The 18,168-nt window shown below is 38.1% G+C and carries 15 protein-coding genes; 3 read left to right on the top strand and 12 right to left on the bottom strand.

The window, feature by feature from the left end; all coding sequences use genetic code 11:
* Positions 1-229: 229 nt before the first annotated feature.
* Complete coding sequence (locus EV194_RS12695) at positions 230-1,354, bottom strand: alkaline phosphatase (RefSeq protein ID WP_132434416.1); 1,125 nt, start codon at positions 1,352-1,354, stop codon at positions 230-232.
* A 179-nt stretch (positions 1,355-1,533) separates the two neighbouring features.
* Between EV194_RS12695 and zupT the strand changes: the two genes are divergently transcribed.
* Both zupT and nth read left to right on the top strand, forming a co-directional pair.
* A complete protein-coding gene (gene zupT, locus EV194_RS12690) occupies positions 1,534-2,352 on the top strand; it encodes a zinc transporter ZupT (protein ID WP_132434415.1) in 819 nt (272 codons plus the stop codon).
* Between the two features lie 48 nt (positions 2,353-2,400).
* Positions 2,401-3,042 carry an endonuclease III gene (gene nth, locus EV194_RS12685; protein ID WP_132434414.1) on the top strand — a complete coding sequence of 214 codons (642 nt, stop codon included), beginning with the start codon at positions 2,401-2,403 and terminating at the stop codon, positions 3,040-3,042.
* A 129-nt stretch (positions 3,043-3,171) separates the two neighbouring features.
* Here the strand turns inward: nth and EV194_RS12680 are convergent, their stop codons facing one another.
* The 11 genes from EV194_RS12680 to EV194_RS12635 all read right to left on the bottom strand — a co-directional run bounded on the left by EV194_RS12680 (position 3,172) and on the right by EV194_RS12635 (position 15,276).
* On the bottom strand, positions 3,172-4,071 hold the full coding sequence (locus tag EV194_RS12680) for a nucleotidyltransferase family protein (RefSeq protein ID WP_132434413.1): 900 nt from the start codon (positions 4,069-4,071) through the stop codon (positions 3,172-3,174).
* Between the two features lie 9 nt (positions 4,072-4,080).
* Positions 4,081-5,055 carry an N-acetylmuramoyl-L-alanine amidase family protein gene (locus tag EV194_RS12675; protein WP_132434412.1) on the bottom strand — a complete coding sequence of 325 codons (975 nt, stop codon included), beginning with the start codon at positions 5,053-5,055 and terminating at the stop codon, positions 4,081-4,083.
* A gap of 23 nt (positions 5,056-5,078) precedes the next feature.
* Complete coding sequence (locus tag EV194_RS12670) at positions 5,079-5,849, bottom strand: lipopolysaccharide kinase InaA family protein (RefSeq protein ID WP_132434411.1); 771 nt, start codon at positions 5,847-5,849, stop codon at positions 5,079-5,081.
* Between the two features lie 130 nt (positions 5,850-5,979).
* Complete coding sequence (locus tag EV194_RS12665; RefSeq protein WP_132434410.1) at positions 5,980-6,393, bottom strand: threonyl-tRNA synthetase editing domain-containing protein; 414 nt, start codon at positions 6,391-6,393, stop codon at positions 5,980-5,982.
* Positions 6,394-6,406: 13 nt separating this feature from the next.
* Positions 6,407-6,880 (bottom strand): DUF302 domain-containing protein, encoded by a 474-nt coding sequence (locus EV194_RS12660; protein ID WP_132434409.1) that lies wholly within the window; start codon positions 6,878-6,880, stop codon positions 6,407-6,409.
* A gap of 106 nt (positions 6,881-6,986) precedes the next feature.
* Entirely contained in the window at positions 6,987-9,056 is a 2,070-nt protein-coding gene (locus tag EV194_RS12655; RefSeq protein WP_132434408.1) for a S9 family peptidase, read from the bottom strand.
* Positions 9,057-9,262: 206 nt separating this feature from the next.
* Positions 9,263-12,139: a type III restriction-modification system endonuclease gene (locus EV194_RS12650; protein WP_132434407.1), complete on the bottom strand. Its 2,877-nt coding sequence runs from the start codon at positions 12,137-12,139 to the stop codon at positions 9,263-9,265.
* Entirely contained in the window at positions 12,136-12,453 is a 318-nt protein-coding gene (locus tag EV194_RS17030) for a hypothetical protein (RefSeq protein WP_207916040.1), read from the bottom strand. Before EV194_RS17030 ends, EV194_RS12650 begins: the two co-directional genes overlap by 4 nt.
* A gap of 36 nt (positions 12,454-12,489) precedes the next feature.
* Positions 12,490-12,990, bottom strand: a complete 501-nt coding sequence (gene dinD / locus EV194_RS17025) for a DNA damage-inducible protein D (protein WP_207916039.1) — start codon at positions 12,988-12,990, stop codon at positions 12,490-12,492.
* A 37-nt stretch (positions 12,991-13,027) separates the two neighbouring features.
* Positions 13,028-15,046 (bottom strand): site-specific DNA-methyltransferase, encoded by a 2,019-nt coding sequence (locus EV194_RS12640; protein WP_132434406.1) that lies wholly within the window; start codon positions 15,044-15,046, stop codon positions 13,028-13,030.
* Complete coding sequence (locus EV194_RS12635) at positions 15,046-15,276, bottom strand: helix-turn-helix transcriptional regulator (RefSeq protein ID WP_132434405.1); 231 nt, start codon at positions 15,274-15,276, stop codon at positions 15,046-15,048. The genes EV194_RS12640 and EV194_RS12635 overlap by 1 nt, the downstream gene beginning before the upstream one ends.
* 651 nt (positions 15,277-15,927) lie before the next feature.
* On the opposite strand from EV194_RS12635, the gene katG reads away from it, so the two are divergent.
* Positions 15,928-18,135: a catalase/peroxidase HPI gene (katG, locus tag EV194_RS12630; protein ID WP_132434404.1), complete on the top strand. Its 2,208-nt coding sequence runs from the start codon at positions 15,928-15,930 to the stop codon at positions 18,133-18,135.
* Positions 18,136-18,168 lie beyond the last annotated feature (33 nt).

The following is an 18,168-nucleotide window of genomic DNA, read 5'->3' as shown; positions in this document are numbered from 1 at the left end:
ATATGATTATCATTAAAAAGCAGACATAGTCTGGGAAAGAGACGACTTGTTTCTAATGTAACCACAAATAACCGGTTGAATCATTAGCTCTTTAAAGTATTTAATCACAACGATCACTAAATTTTTGCACAAAACAAAAAGAGAGTTATAGCGATATGCTATAACTCTCTCTCTGTCTTACTTTATATTTTAGTGATAAACTATATTACTCTCAGAAGGCATAGGTTTATTAGAATCCAAAAAGGTTAATCATTTTATAAAACAGGTCAGTGTTGTCATAAATTCCAATAAACTCCTCAGCACCGGGGCCAAAAGCCATTACCGGCACCATGCTGCCTGTGTGATTACCGCTTGTATAACCTGCAGTAACAGATCCCTTTTCATAATCTCCGCCGTGCAGAGCCATGCCGCCTGTTTCATGGTCGGAAGTGACAATTACCAACGTTTCGCCATTTTTAGCTGCAAACTCTAACGCAACACCAACAGCTCTATCCATGTCAAGCATTTCACCAATGATGTATCCGGTATCATTGTTATGGCCACCCCAATCAATTTGAGAGCCTTCAATCATCATGAAGAACCCATTTTCATTCTGACTCAGCACCTGAATGGCTTTTTTTGTGGCTCTGGGGAGCATATCGCCTCTTTCATGATAGATGCTGTTGTGGCGCGGAGCAGTAAAAATTGCAGCCGGGCCGGATGTCAATTCTGTTGCTTCATCCAGACAAGTAAAAACCGAATATCCTTTTTCTTTTAGGTCTTCAGTAAGGTCACGTCCATCTTCGCGCTGAGTAAAATGTTGCAGTCCGCCACCAATAAATATATCAATATCGGTTTTCAGAAAATCTTCAGCAATCTCCTCCTTCATGTTTCTTGAAGGTTGATGTGCAATAAAAGATGCAGGGGTGGCATGGGTAATAGACGAAGTTGCCACCAAACCCGTTGCTTTCCCGTGCTGATCACTGATTTGGAGAATGGTTGGGATGGCTATCCCGTCCTGATCAAGAGCTACGGTTCCATCGGTAACTTTTTGTCCGGTGGCAATGGCTGAACCACCTGCTGCCGAATCGGTAACATAATTATTGGCACTGTGAGTGGTGATTAAGCCAATGTGGCGAAGGTATTGCATGTATAGATTTCCTCCGTTGGCTGTGTATGCTGCTGTCAAATGGGAGATACCCATACCGTCGCCAATAAACAATATGATGTTTTTGGGTGTTTCACTGAATTGAACCGGCTTAATTTCTTTTACTTCGTAACGGTTTTCGTTGATGTAGGTTGCCTTATCTTCTTCTGCATAGATATTGAATGAAATGGCAACTAAAAGGTAAAATAGAACTGATAACTTGTTCATGCTGGTTTATTTTAAAAGGTTTTATTAGATCAAAAGTAATCATTTTAACCATGGTAGGGCATTAATTGTTCGTTAATTAAGGGTTAAATAACAGATTTTTCAATAAAAATTTCCATGATAAGAGTGGTGAAGGATATGTTTTTATATTTGTATTCTGAAAGTTTAATTATAATCTGAGAATGGATACACAAGCTATTTTGTTTGCATTTGCTTTGACATTATTTGCCGGTCTGTCAACCGGAATTGGTAGCGCTATGGCTTTTTTTGCAAAACGAACGAACACAAAGTTCTTATCAGTGGCACTTGGTTTTTCGGCCGGCGTAATGATATATGTTTCATTTGTTGAGATCTTTTTCAAGGCTAAGGAGGAGTTGATTGGTCATCTGGGTGAAAAACCCGGTACTTGGATCACCGTTGCTTCTTTTTTTGGAGGGATGTTGCTGATTGCATTAATAGATAAGTTTATTCCGCAAAAGGAGAACCCCCATGAGGTAAATCTGATTGAGAATATGACCGAAGAGCAGCGTGCTCAAAAAAAGAAGGAGAAGAAATTGATGCGTATGGGACTTATGACCGGGTTAGCCATCGCAATACACAATCTTCCAGAGGGGCTTGCCACATTTACCGCAGCTCTGCATGATCCAAACCTGGGGATTGCCATTGCATTTGCCATAGCTATTCATAATATTCCTGAAGGAATTGCCATTTCAGTACCTATATTTTATGCGACAGGAAGTCGTCGAAAAGCTTTTAAGTACAGTTTTTTATCAGGTCTGGCTGAGCCGGTTGGTGCCTTGATCGGCTTTTTGTTACTGATGCCTTTTATGGGGCCAATGCTGTTCGGGATCATTTTTGCATCAGTTGCAGGAATTATGGTTTTCATAAGTTTTGACGAACTTCTACCGGCTGCAAGAGAGTATGGAGAGCATCACCTTCCTGTATATGGTTTGTTTGGAGGGATGTTGGTGATGGCGTTAAGTCTTTTATTGTTTATTTGATCTGAACCATAGAGTGCATAGCTAAGGTTTATTGTAAATTTTTAATGGATGAGAATAAGCGAACGTTTTAAGTTGATTATTGAGTGGTTTAAAGAGAAAATGCCTGTTGCAGAAACGGAACTTCATTATTCCAATCCTTATGAACTGCTTGTAGCAGTCATTTTATCGGCGCAATGCACAGATAAAAGGGTTAATCAGATTACACCTCCGTTTTTTGAGCGTTTTCCAACAGCAGAAGTGTTAGCAAGTGCAGAAATTTCAGAGGTTTTTGAATATATAAAATCGTGTAGCTATCCCAATAATAAAAGCAAAAGTCTGGTTGGAATGGCTCAAAAACTTGTTGGGGAATTTAACAGTGTAGTACCCTCGGAGGTGAATGATTTACAGAAACTTCCCGGTGTGGGTAGGAAAACCGCCAATGTGATTGCATCTGTTGTGTATGACAAACCAGCACTGGCTGTAGATACTCATGTTTTTAGAGTGTCAGCACGTTTAGGGCTGACACGCAATGCCAAAACGCCATTGGAGACTGAAAAACAATTGGTAAAATATATCCCCGAAGAACTGCTTGCCGTTGCTCATCATTGGCTTATCCTTCATGGACGCTATGTATGTCTGGCCCGAAAGCCAAAATGCAATGAATGCGGATTGAAGCATTTATGCCTTTATTACCAGAAGAATGGAGAATGATTTGGTGTGTTTTTTTATCTCAAATGAATCTATAGCCACAAAGGCGTTTTGTTTGAAAAAATATAACACCTTTGTGGTTGAAATCGATTTTTTATGAGACTGTCTAATATTCTCTATGTGGTCTGTTTATTAAGACCATAAATTATTTGGATAATCACCATTGCTGTGAAGATCCTGTAATGATTTTTTAACCAACGGTTTGTCTTCCTGATAGGTGACGCCAAACCATTTGGATGGAGTGCTAATAATCTTAACAGAAGCTACTTCTGCTTTAACCATGTTGTCGGCCTGAATATTAAAATAAAATTCAGATTTCATTTCATGGCCTTTTTCCTTAAGGAACTGTTTGAAACCTTCCTCTAGATGACCAAAAAACTCGGGTTTAAATATCCAGAAATTCATTGAAACCGGTGCCTCAGGATCCAGTTCTCCTTTCTGATCTTCCTCATAGAAAAACACTTTGTCTCCCTCTTTTCCAATTTTCGTCCTTTCGGTCACTTCTGTCAGGTTGCTGTCTGCATCCGAACCACATATTCCTCTTGATACCGTTCCGTAATCAGACAAGGTATTTTTAAGAGCGTAACCAATCATTGCATATTCGTTATCTCGTGTGCTTCTGGCGATGAATTCAACTGCCTGTTGATAGGCTTTTTGGCCGTAAAAATCATCGGCATTGATGATGGCAAAGGGAGTATTTATCACATCCTTGGCCATTAACATGGCATGACCTGTTCCCCAAGGCTTTTCGCGGCCTTCAGGTATGGAAAAACCGGCAGGTATTTTATCAAGACTTTGAAAAACATACTCGGTTTCGATTTTTCCTTTTAATCGAGGTTCAAACCGCTCTTTAAATGCATCTGCAAAGTCTTCCCGAATTACAAATACGACTTTTCCGAATCCAGCTCTGATTGCGTCAAATACTGAATAATCTATGATGGATTCGCCAGAGGGACCTAGTTCGTCCATTTGTTTTAATCCTCCGTAACGGCTGCCCATTCCGGCAGCCAAAATCAATAGTGTTGGTTTCATTTTAACTGTTTATTTTGAATTTTGAAAATCTTCAATTATTCCGGCAGTCAGCCAATTTGCCAAAGCCTGACGGTTGCTTTCTAAGATAAATCTTTGTTGGTCGCGAAAGTTACGTATATTTCCCAGTTCTACAAATACGGCAACAGGTTGCGTGTATCTCAGCATATAGAGATTTCTGGGTGATACAGTTCCGCTAAATCCCCTGTTGGGCTGATGCTTTCGGTAGTTACTCTCAAAAGTGCGGCGAAGAGTCTCTGCCATTTCCCTTCCAGTTTTGCTTTGAGGATGATGATAAAAGAATACATCCAACTGCTGATTATTTCCACGGCTATCAAGGTGAATCTCAATCACACGCTGATAGGAGGCTGTCTCTTTTTCCCAAAGTTGATTAATAGCAGTAGCACGTTGTTTTAATCGCTCAATCTGATCCAGCGGTATGGGTTTACCCATTACTGTTTCATTTTGATCTGGCATCAGAATGGCTTCGTTTCGAATGCCGTTGTAAGGATCCTGAACAATCACATGAACTTTTGCCCCACTTTGCATCAGGTTTTTAGCCAAACGAAGTGTAATATCATAGGCATATTCATCTTCGTACAAAAGATGCTCACCATACCTGCCAATTGCGCCCGGATCGGGACCTCCATGTCCACTAACCAGAAAAAATACAGCACCTTTTAAGGTTTCATCAATCAGGGTTAGATTTTGGTGTGATTTACCAAACAAGGGCTCAATCCAATTGGTGATTTTGGTTGGTACATAATAGGCGTGATGTGCCAAGAGTCCCCCTTCATCGGTAAATTTGCCTTCGTTTAATTGTATAAATTCATCAAAATACTCAGCTGGGGAAAGTTGGTGTCGACGCAAAAAACTCCATATGCCTTCTCCCGGTTCGGGGTGGCTTTTTATGATCTCAGCAGGTGGTTGCGTCCTCGCGGGTTCACAAACCAGAATCAGAATTACTACCAGATAAATCCAACGCATAAAATAGTTCTAATATCGGGTTGTTATTTAACCATGAAGAACTTTTTTACGGGCTTAAATAGCCAACGTCTGAAAGCTCTGTTTCGGTGGTAATTGTCTCTAAACCGACTTGAGAGAAGAGCTGCTTCGGTGGGGTCACTCCCCCGTACTTCGGCATAATTCGAAGAAAGAAGAGCGATGTCGTCCGGATCGCCATTTAATCGTTTCAGGTTGTATAAACCTTCTTTAACCGATATGATTTTGTTGGATTTTAATCTGTTTAAATCGATGATTGAGAATTCATATATTCCGTTGTTGTTTTTCACCAGGATGTTATTTCCACCAAAGTCAAGATGTAGAAATCCCTGTTTATGAATTTTTTTGTATACAAACTCTGCGAATTGCCGGATGATAGAAATTTTGTCTGCCGGTTGTTTTTGAAAGACTCCTTCCATTGAGAAGTCGTGTGCTTCATATATGGAAATGTAGTAACTGTTGACTAAAAAGCCTTTTTTATTGTAATATTCAGCGTAACCTAACGGCTGGGGGGTTGAAATGCCATGTTTTAGAAAAGTTAGAGCGTTTTTGTAACTTCTTTTGGCTTTGGATGCACGGATAAAAGAGTAAACGAAATAGTTGATGATGTTTGGTTTGCCAAATGATTTTATGCAAAGTTTTTTGCCATTAAAATCGATGATTTTTACTTCATTTCTTATTTTGTATATGGTGGTACCTGAATTTGAAAAGGTCTCCTGAAGTATTGGAATTATTTCTTCTATTTCCGGATAATCCGGGTGAATCTCGTATTTAAGCATACCCTGTTAATTGGCTTTCTTTTAACTTTCCATTTTAGTAAAACCTATTGGTTTTACTAAATTACACAAAGTGTATTTTCGTTTCTAAGTTATTTAAACTACAAATCTATTCATTTTAAAAATAATAACATCACAGCTCAGCCCAGATTCTGGCCATAGAATATCCCGGTGCATCCATTTTTAGATTCAAAAAGCACCCAAAAGGAGTTTGAGCAACAGTAAAGCCTCCGTTTTCAAGGCGTTTTTGCGTGGCATCAAAAATCTGTTTTGTGAATTCAATGGACGCTTTTGAAGATGACAGATGAGCAAATGAATGAAGTACAATGTTATGGGTGGCATTTTTACGTGCCACCCATTTAAGATGATTGGTTAATTTCTTCTCCCGGCTTTTTACATCCAGCTTTTCATCATCTTCTTCTACCTGGATAAAGGCGGTGATGCAACCGCTGTAGTGAGCCTGTGGCTCACTGTCAGATGCTGATTCATGATTTTTTTCTCCCGGGGTAAAACTAAATTCATTGGTAAAAAATGAGAGAACCTTCATATCGCCTAATGAATCAATTAAAAACGGGTGATATAATCTCTTCCATGTCAGCCTGGATTAAACGAAAAGCGGGTTTGCTGATGCTGTGTTCCAAATGAGAAAAGAGTGCATAGTCTTTCCATGAGACATATGTCTTTCCATCTTCTTTTTGGTATATAGCTACCCTGCAAGGTAAAACAGCCAAATTGAATTTTGTACGATCTGCCTGGAGCAACTCTGCAGCATGTCCTGCATTACAAAGTTCAATTATTTTGGCGGGTAAAATGGCAACTCCTGCATTTTGCAGGTTGAGTTGCATATCGTGAACAATTGGAATTGTCCAACCTGCATCCAGCGCATTTTGTCTTATTAATTCAACTGTTTCATCAAATCCATACAGACTTTCTCTTTCCGATATAACGGCAGTATCTGTTTCAGCTCTGCATGCCGAAAATAGGATGATGATCAATAGTAATAAACCTGACCACTTAAATTTGTGAATTTTCATAATATTCCGGTTTAAATATTTTCATAATTGGTTCAATGAACAAGAACCGTATCAAACTATTAAACACAAATTACAAAAATTAGTTTACAATATCCAGTGTTCCTTGCTACTTCAGCCACTCATCAAGCCAACCGGCAAATTCTCTTTGCCATAGAATTCCGTTTTGAGGCGATAGCACCCAATGGTTCTCTTCGGGGAAGAAGAGGAAACGCGCCGGTAAATCGAGAATTCTGGCTGCATTAAATGCTCCCATTCCTTGTGAATAAGGAACCCGGAAGTCTTTTGCTCCGTGAATAACCAGCATTGGCGTATCCCAATTCTCTACAAAAAGGTGTGGGGAGTAGTCGTATCTGTTGTCAGGTTGCTCCCAGTAGGAGCCGTCTAAATCCCATTCAACAAAGAACATCTCTTCGGTATTGGTGTACATCATATCCAGATTGAAAACGCCACAATGCGAAATAAATGCACTGAAGCGGCCTTCGTGGTTCCCTGCTAACCAAAACACCGAGTAACCACCGTAGCTTGCACCAACAGCACCTAAGCGGCTTTCATCTACAAAAGGTTCTTTAGCCAAGGCATCAATGGCACTCAGGTAGTCGAGAAGGTTCTGTCCTCCCCAATCGCCACTGATCTGCTCATTCCACTCGGTGCCATGTCCCGGCATTCCCCGCCGATTAGGTGCAACCACAATGTAATCGTTTGCAGCCATCATTTGGAAATTCCAACGGTAGCTCCAGAACTGGCTAAGGGCTCCCTGGGGGCCTCCCTGGCAATATAGTATGGCCGGATATTTTTTCTCCGGATCAAAATTCGGAGGATATATCACCCAAACCAACATCTCTTTGTTGTCGGTGGTTGTAACCCATCTCTCTTCAACGGAACCCATGTTAATTTGGTTCAGAATATGGGTGTTTATGTTGGTTAAATTAATGGTGGTTCCATCACGTAGGTCAATCCTATAAAGATCGGCCGGGCTGCTCATACTTTCACGACTGGCTATTAGTTGTTCTCCAACTTGTTGAACCCCTCTGAAGTTGTGCTTACCTTCGGTTATTTGATGAATTGCTCCATCTGCTAAATCCATAAGATAAACCTGTTCAGTACCGCCAATGCTTGACACAAACCAGACAAATTCTCCTGTTTCATCCCATGCCGGTCCTGAAACATTGTGGTCAAAACCTATAGAGAAATCAGCAAATTCTCCGGTTTCCATATCCATCACCATCAGGCGATTTTTATCAGATTCGTATCCATCTCTCTCCATGCTTTCCCACAGCATCAATCTGCCATCTGTTGAGAATTTTGGATTTTTATCATAACCCGGCAGTCCTTCAGTCAGGTTTATGGTGGTTTCGTTGGTTAAATCGAATAGGTATATATCAGAATTTGTTGAAAATGCGTAATCACGTCCGGAAAGTTTTTTACATGTGTAAGCTAGTTTTGTGCCGCATGGTGTCCAGGCGATTTGCTCCATTCCACCAAATGGCTTCATTGGTGAATCAAATCTCTCTCCTTCCATAATATCCTTCCCTTTTCGAACCAATTGCCCTGATTTGTATGGGGCAATAAAAATGTGGCGATAATGCTGGTCGTGCCATGTGTCCCAATGGCGATACATTAAGTCATCATCAATCCTTGCATTGGCATGGGGTAAATCAGGGTGAATATCGCTGACAGACTTGTCAAGTTTTACTCTTTTTATGAAGGCGATATGTTTTAAGTCGGGAGAGAATAAATATCCTGAAATACCTCCATCCGCATCAGAAACCTGTCGACGGCCTGAGCCGTCGGCATTGATTTCCCATAACTGTGATGAACCAGACTCGTTGCTTACGAAGTTTATTTTTTCCCCATCCGGACGCCAGCTTACTTGCGACTCATTGATTGAAGTGGAGGTGATTCTCACGGGATCTCCTCCATTAACAGATACGGTGTAAATGTCTGTAAAAAAACGATTTTGTTCTATATGAGGATAAGTGATTGTGTAGGCAATGGTGCTTTTATCCGGTGAGACTGAAACATTGCCCAGCCGACCAAATGACCATAGAGCCTCTGGTGTCATCCGATCTCCTAAAAGTTGAAAGAGGAGGGTGTCATATGATTTTTCCTGGGTTGCCTGACGACAGCCGGAGAAACACAATATAAGGGCGAGGGTTGGAAGTAGTAATTTTCTCATCGGTTTGTTTATTACGAGTATTGTTATAAATGATGTTGTAAGTTGGTATTAGATTGAATTCAATTGCTTACGCTTTGGTTTTGTGCTAATTTTTGTTTTTGGGTCGGCAATCTTTTCGTGCGTTTGGGCAGGCATACTCTTTTATAAGCTTTGGTTTGTGCGACGTGCGAATGTATATGACTGCGAAGCATGGGCTTTCATGCCAACTATTCTTTTATTGTTATCTCTTTTATCAAATCAACTATCTTTTTATTACTGAATTGTGTTTTAAAATCAATCTTGATGTTTCCGTTGAAGAACTTCTCAGCGTGTCTAATCTTTTGTTTTTCTTCTTCGCGCAAACTATCTTCTCCATTTACATTTTTAGTCTCTACGATGAAATGAAGCTTTTTGTCTCCATTGTCAAAGTTTAGAACGTAAGCAAAGTCAGGCGAATAACTTTTTCCACCTGCTACAGGAATTTTGATTGAGTTTTTAGGAATCTTGGTGAATACAACAACTTCCTTAATTTCTGTTTCAATATTTGTTTTCTCTAATTCTGAATCATAAAACAATTCATCAAAGAAATAATTATTAGCCACATCTGAATCTGAATATAGCACACCTACATCTGAGGCTGGAATTTCAGACAATATTTTTCCTTCGGAGTCTGTAATTTTTGTTGGATGAATACTATTTGAAACCTTTTTGTATTCAATGCTGAATTTATCAATTGCATTAAACATTAAGTAGTTATCAAAATTCTGTTTTATAATCCTGATTGACGATGTGTTTAAATATTGGTTTATTTCAATATTAGAATCGATTAGCGATTGATGAATCGTTTTGAGATTTATATTGAGTGTCTTTGATAATTCCTTAATAAAGTCACTGTATTTCATTGTTGAAACAGGAGTAACTTCATTATCAAGCACGGAAATTTCTTCGCTTGCAATTGCTTGTTCGTTTTCAATTTCAATCTTTGCTTTTCGTTGTTTAAGACCTTCAATCGAAAAGTTTTTCTTTTGAGCTTTGAAAAAGTCTGTTAGTAATGATTGAAAGGTTGCTTCCTTGTCAAATTTGTATTCAAGAATAACCTTTTCATTAAGTTTTTCCCAAAGGTTTTTTAATTCCTGGTATTTTTCTGTTCTTACAGTAACTTGTTTTTTTGTATCTGTTGCTTTACGAACCTTGTTAGAGCCTACACCTTCAAATATCAATGGATAGTTTTTCTTTATATAATTAAACCCACCCTCTTTAAAATTATTGGAACGGTTGATTACGTTATTATCATCAAGAACTTCAAGTAAATCATCCTCGGTTGTTTCGTAGACTTCACAAATCTTTTTGATAATGTTATCGGTCAATTTCTCAGGTTCTTTTTCAATCGAAATCGCACCTGATTTTTCGTTTATTTCACTCACAAGACTATCAACAAAATCACTTTCTGTAAAATCAACAAAATAATTCAAATAAAATTGCTCGTCTTTAACCCTGTTGCCGTATTCATTTACAGGCAAACGAAGTCCACGACCAACTTCCTGAAGTTTTGATATTTCACTTCCACTACTTCGTAATTTGCATATTTGAAATACATTTGGATTATCCCACCCCTCGCGCAAAGTCCATTTTGAGAAAATAAAACGTCTTGGGTTTTCCAAATCAAGCATTGCTTGTTTATCGTGCAAAATCTCGTTTACTTCTTGCTCAATCGCTTCATCTTTTTCTGAGTTGTCTTTTGAAAAGTAACCAGCATGGGTTTTAGGAATATCTAATAATGTTTTTTCCAAATAAGCTTTATAAAATTCGTCCTTTTCAGTTTTGAGAAGTTGTTTTATTTCTGCTTCAACTAATTGTTCTATTGTAGTTTTTAAATAACCGCTTTGATTTCTGTATTCTTCAATGTTGTCAATAAAAAATAAAGTCAACGGCTTTATTTTTACATCGCGTGTCAGAAATTCTTTTTCAATTTCAAAATGATGCTTGACCGCTTTTTGAAGCATTATCTCTTGTAAAGTCTGTGCATAAGAGAAAGGGTTGATTTTATCGCCTTTTTTTAATTCCAAGCCATTTGATAATACAACCTTTGTTTTATTGAGGTTTTCAATTACCAAATCGTTCATTTCAGAATGAACTTTATGCAGACTTTCCTTTTTTACAAGCTTTACTGTTTTTCTTTTCCCGCTCTCAATAAGCTCAAAACTTGCTTCATTCCCATCTGTGTCAAGCAATTTTACAATGGCATTTTTACCATTCTCAAATTCCGTAATATGTCCGATTACACCTTTTACCAAATTTTTATTGAATGAATCAACTGCGGAAAGGGTATAAATCAGATTTTCATTTTCTTGAAAAGTGGCACCATAACGCAAAATATACTGGGGATTCATCTTTTGAATATTTTCCCAAGTTTTATTGGATTGTGCAAATTTATGCGGTTCGTCAATTATAACGAATGGATTAACAGCACCAATAGCATCAAATGGAATGGTGTATTTGTCAAAAAGTCCTTTATCAAAACTTTTTTGCATAGAATCGGAATTAATCATCCCTGCATTAATTACCAGTACCTGTATGCTATTTTTTTCAAAATTACCTGAGGTAACAAAGCTGTTTACAGAAGGTGGAACGAAAGATTTACTGCTTTTTTTATTGCCCTTTTTACTTTCTACAATATGCAAATGGATGGTTTTACCATATTGTTCTTTAAAGTGTTCTCTTGAACTTTCTGATTTTAGAAAGTCAATTGTACCCGCTTTAATCGAAAGTGTAGGAACAATTACGACAAATTTAAATATCCCGAAGTTTTTATTGAGTTCAAAAATGGTTTTTGCATAGGTATAGGTTTTTCCTGTACCTGTTTCCATCATTATATCAAGGATGTTGCTTCCCGAATATTTAACTGGGATTCTATTGGAGTTTTGAATCTTTAAGATGTTATCTGAAAATCTACGCCACGGCTCTTCTCTATTCAAAACAGGATTAATACAGTTTTTATCTACACCAACAGGACTGATTGCTTCAAGGTGTTCAAATACAGCCACAGTGCTGTTTACAGCTTGTGTCTGATGATTCAGGTTCTTTTCAAAGTTAAATCCTTTCATTCGCCTTCACCTTGACTGTTAAACTTGTCTTTATTTTTCAAAGTCTTTTTCTCTTCTGACATTAATTTGCGTTCCACTTTTTTTACATCTTCTTCCGGTGGAAGGTTTTCAGGAGTAATTCCTCTGGAAATAAGGGTTTTCCTAACTGTTTTATTGTTTGTAATATGTTCATTTGATATTTGCCCTTCGGTTTGCATCCTTTTGTCCTTAGCATTAAAAATGGTTATTTCAGTAGCAAAATCTTTGGCTTTAAGTAAAATGGTAGGCATAAAATCGGCAAGTGGTTTGTTTTTAATTCCCCACTTGTTTTTCATCTGTTGCGTGGTTTTGTTGAAAAGAGCAGCATCGCCTTAACTGCGGATTATAGCAAAGTTTTGGTTTCCACCAGTTTGCTCAAAAATTACTTTTGACAGTTCTTTTTCAGTTTCTGAAAGTTTCTTTCTTGCCTGGAGCCGCTCAAATTCTAACATTCGCTGTTCAATAATTTCAGCTTTGCGCGTTTGAACGGCAAAATAGGTTTGGGCAAACGCAATTTCTTGTTTTCGAGGGTCGCCATTTTGAGCAATAAGGTAACAAGCATAACGGGTAAGCATTATATCATCAATTTCCTTTTTTGCCCCCGAACCAATTTCAACCATTTTCCCGACGTCGGCAAAATGGTCTGAAATTTCTTGTTCCGATATTTCACATGCAGTTTTTGCTTTGCTGATTACGTTCTGGAAATTGTCCCATTTTCCGTAGCCTAAAAGATGCTGAAGGTCGCGTGCCAGCCAAAACTCAATACCTTCTTCGGTTTTGTGTGCAAAATCCTCGAAATTGGATGTTAGCCTATGTATTATCTCGTGTTTCATTTTAGTATCGGGTTATAAAGTCAATATCAATATTCTTTTAGTTGGCATACGATTTTATGTTTTCAGAAATCTCTCTGAGATTTTTACTGTCGAAATTATAACCAAAGGCAACTATTGAGGTTGGGTTAAACTCTTTATCGGTGTCGATTTTCTCCAATAAGTTTTTTAAATTTTCAGTTGAAAAACCTTTGTCCATAAGGTAAAGCTTTTTATCTGCGAAATAACCTATATATCCACCAAAATCAAGTTCTATTAACGGCTCCGTTAAAGTTATGCCATCATAAGTTTTCCAGGTAATTAACAAGGCTTTAATATCTTCTTCGGAAAGAGTACTTTCATCAAAGATTTTCAATTGCGGATTTAGTTCATCGGCTTCAAAACCGTAATCATCCCAAATTGGTGTAGTTTCAAAAATTCGGAAACCTAAATCCTGATTTTTAAGGTTTTCAATTTCTGTTTTAAGTTGTTGAATCTTTTCATCTTTGTTGTCTAAATCCAACTTGCCGTTTAGTTCGGTTATTTCTTTTTCTTTATTTGCTATTTTTGATGTAATTGTTTCTTCTTTAATTTTCTTTGAAGCTCGAATAAGTCTTTCTTTTGTGATTTCAAAAATAGTTGGTTCAGAGATTTTCAATTCGTCTTTAACAAAATCGTAGGCTGTTTTGCTTTTCTTTTTATCTATTGGCTCAGGGAGCTGAACAAGTATAAAATTTCGGTTGCCGCCATCTTCTGCATTAAGTTGCATAACTGCATCGCCTGTGGTACCAGAGCCGGCGAAAAAATCAAGGATAATGTCGTTTTTTTCACTAGCCGAAAGAGAAATTAAATATGAAATAAGGTCATATGGTTTTGGATAACTAAAAATTTTATTACCACTAAATAACTCTTGAATTTTCTTACTTGCTTGAGTGCTTGAGAACTTCTCTATAACTCCTGTTGGTCTATTTTGTCTTTCAATAAAATTTCCTTCGTTATCACATTTTAAATATTGTTTTGTATATACTTGCCACTGTTTCTCTCTATCTTTTTTAAATTCAATAAAATCATTTTTTAACCCCCAATTATACTTTTCTTTTGACCACCTCCAACAAGCTTTTTTACCATTATTATTATCAGCTGGTTTTATTTTTATTCCATCCGGCATTGTGATTTCATAATCCAATGAACTTGAATATTGAATAGATCCCATCCCTAATTTTTGAAGATAGTACTTGCCCCTTTGGTTTTCATATTTATCTGATTGTGTATATCTTTCGAGATTACTAATTTCAACACCATTGATTAGAAGTTCATCAACATTATTAGAAAAACATAAAATATACTCATGTTTCAATCTAAAATGTTTACTATCTGAACCACCACCACCTTCTTGATTTAACCATATTAAATTACCTACAAAATTTTCTTCCCCAAAAACTTCATCCATTAGCAGTCGGAGTTGAGCCACTTCATTATCATCTATGGAAATAAAAATTAGCCCATCGTCTTTTAAAAGTTGTTTTGCAATATATAATCGAGGATACATAAAAGTTAACCATGCAGAATGTGAATTACTTTTACTTTGAGTAAAGTCAAGAATTCTTTTTGCTTTTTCTTCATCAACACCAGCAAGCTGCTTTAATTCGTCGATAGTAAATTTGCGGTTATCCTGATATACAAATCCATCACTCCCTGTATTGTAAGGTGGGTCAATGTATATCATTTTAATCTTTTCGTAGTAGGCGTTTGATAAGTGTTTCAGCACTTCCAAGTTGTCACCTTTTATCAATAGGTTTTGAGAATCTTTGTTTTCGTCCTTTTGGTTGTGCTCTTCATCCTCTTTTAGTAAAGTTGTAGCTTCATCGCTTGCCAAAATACGAGCATATGATTTTCCGAGCCAATCTAATCCGTAACTTTCTTTGTAAAAGTCAATTTCATTTTCAGAAAGTTCTTGTTTGAACTTCTCTATATCAAAGTTTCCGTTTTTGTCAAAGCATTGACCGAAGTGCTTTTTTAACACTTCCATGTTTTTGTTCGGCACTTTAATATCTGTGGTTATTTTTTGCTCGTTATCCATTACTTATCCTTTGTAGTGTTTGCCCTGAGCGAAGTCGAGGGGTCGTTGTCAATTAATAAATCTTTTACGCTAACGCCAAGTATCTCTGCAATTTCGTAAAGCACCTCAATTCTGGGTTGCTTTCTGTTTTGCACATAAGAATTAACCATATTGTAGCTTTTATCCAGTTTCTCAGCAAGCCACTTTTGTTTAATTCCTTTTTCTTCTAATACTTCTTTTATTCTATTCATTATTTATGAATCAGTTTCCGTCAAAAATAAATAAGAGTTTTATAAAACATCTCTTTTTGCGAGATATTATTTCAGATTTTTATTAACACTATCCTCCAAGTGTGGGTTAAAAAGAATTGCATTCTTTGGTAAGCTTGGGTTTTAGCGTCAACTCGTGGGGCTTGCCAATGTATGCAATGTGCTTTGACTTTTCTTTTTCGTGGGGTGGCAAAACAAAAATTCCATAAAGTTTGCACTGTCGTTTCTTTTTCTTGCCTTGCATGCATCAGCATTATTATGCTTCAGAACATATTTTTTGCTAAAGTAGATACTATAAAATTATTTGACAAGTGATAGATATAGCCGTTTAAGCTAAATCGACATTCCTTTTTGGTGTTAAAATGGTTCAGATTATCACCTTTGTTGTTGATTTATTTCAGTCAAGACAGGTATGAATCAGATTGAATTTAATAGATTTAACCTATGTGTTATATGATTATTTTATGAGATATTCTTGAAAATCACGACAAATTATCACTAACTTGTATAGGAATTTTTGTGTTAAAGCAGAGAAGTATTATTAAATGTGCGTATGACTTTTCGTCTTTTTTGTTTAAATTTCGAGAAGGAATTTTACCAGTAATCAATTTATAATTACATAAAATTTGAAAGATGGAAGATAATTCAAAAAAAGTAAGTAAGTGCCCTGTCACCGGGGCAACCGGAAAGCATACCGTTGGTGCTTCAGGAACGAAAAATCGTGATTGGTGGCCCAATCAGTTAAAGTTGAATCTTTTGAGACAAAACTCTTCTTTGTCAAATCCGATGGGTCAGGAGTTTGATTATGCAAAAGAGTTTCAGAAGCTGGATTATGCAGGGCTTAAAAAGGATTTACATAAATTAATGACTGATTCACAGGAGTGGTGGCCTGCAGATTTTGGCCATTATGGCCCTCTTTTTATCCGGATGGCATGGCACAGTGCAGGAACATACCGGACAGGAGACGGACGTGGTGGAGGAGGAACAGGTCAGCAACGTTTTGCTCCACTAAACAGTTGGCCTGATAATGTGAACCTGGATAAGGCTCGCCGATTGTTATGGCCCATTAAACAGAAATATGGGCAAAAAATATCCTGGGCTGATCTTATGATTTTGGCCGGTAATGTGGCGCTTGAATCCATGGGATTCAAAACTTTGGGATTTGCCGGAGGCCGAGCAGATGTTTGGGAGCCTGAAGAGGATGTCTATTGGGGGTCTGAAGCGGAGTGGCTTGCTGACGACGACCGAGATCTGGATCTGAAAAAAGGTGAAAACCCTTTGGCGGCAGTTCAGATGGGGCTTATTTACGTAAATCCAGAAGGACCTGGAGGAAAGCCCGATCCGGTGGCTGCTGCAAAAGATATTCGTAATACGTTTGCAAGGATGGCCATGAATGACGAAGAGACTGTCGCCTTGATTGCCGGAGGCCACACTTTCGGCAAAACTCATGGTGCAGGCGATGCTGCCCATGTTGGTAAAGAACCAGAAGCTGCCGATATAGAAGAGCAAGGGTTGGGTTGGAAAAGTACTTTTGGAACCGGAAAAGGTGGTGATACCATAACCAGCGGAATTGAAGTTACATGGACTCAAACTCCGGCTAAATGGAGCTACTACTTTTTTGATAATCTTTTTAAATATGATTGGGAATTAACCAAAAGTCCGGCAGGGGCTTATCAATGGGAGGCCAAGGGTGCAGGAAAAGTGATTCCTGATGCACATGATCCTTCTAAAAAGCATTATCCCACAATGCTTACCACCGACTTGTCGTTGCGGTTTGATCCTGAATATGAGAAAATTTCGAGACGTTTTTGGGAAAATCCGCTCGAATTTGCTGATGCTTTTGCGAAGGCATGGTTTAAGTTGACGCACAGAGATATGGGGCCAACGACACGTTATCTTGGTCCTGAAGTACCAAAAGAACTGTTCGTGTGGCAGGATCCCATACCTGCTGTGGATCATCAGTTGGTTGATGAAAAGGATGTTGAGTCATTAAAGACCAAAGTATTAGGTGCTGGATTGTCTGTTTCAGAATTGGTTTCAACGGCTTGGGCCTCGGCTTCAACTTTCCGTGGTTCCGATATGCGTGGAGGAGCGAATGGGGCGCGTATAAGACTGGCTCCTCAAAAAGATTGGGAAGTTAATAATCCGGCACAGCTCAAAAAAGTGCTTAAGAAATTGGAAGCTATTCAGGAAGAGTTTAATGGTAGCCAAAAAGGAGATAAAAAGGTCTCCCTGGCCGACTTAATAGTCATTGCCGGATGCGCCGGCGTAGAAAAAGCAGCCAAAGCTGCCGGCGTGGATATAAAAGTTCCGTTTACACCCGGTAGAATGGATGCTTCGGCTGAGCAAACAGATGTTGAATCATTTGCTTTTCTGGAACCTGCTGCCGACGGTTGGCGGAACTATCTGAAAAAGAAATATTCAGTTAGAACTGAGGAGTTGCTCATCGATAAAGCTCAATTGTTAACTCTTACTTCTCCTGAAATGACTGTTTTAGTTGGAGGTATGCGCGTATTAAATACCAATTGGGATGGTTCAAAACATGGCGTATTTACAGCATCTCCGGAAGTTCTGACCAATGATTTCTTTGTGAATCTGCTTGATTTAAATACGGTTTGGAAACCCATTGACGATTCTAAGGAGGTCTTTGAAGGTCACGACCGCGCCACAGGTAAGGTGAAGTGGACAGGTACGCGTGTGGATCTGATTTTTGGTTCTAACTCTGAACTGAGATCACTTGCTGAAGTTTATGGAAGTGCTGATGCCAAAGAGAAGTTCGTAAAGGACTTTGTTGCCGCATGGAACAAAGTGATGAACTTGGACAGATTTGATTTGAAGTAGTTTTAATAAAATATTGATTTTAATATTGAAAAG

The organism is Natronoflexus pectinivorans, assembly GCF_004345615.1.
Classification (GTDB): Bacteria; Bacteroidota; Bacteroidia; order Bacteroidales; family Marinilabiliaceae; genus Natronoflexus; species Natronoflexus pectinivorans.
This window is presented reverse-complemented; position numbering and strand designations above follow the sequence as displayed.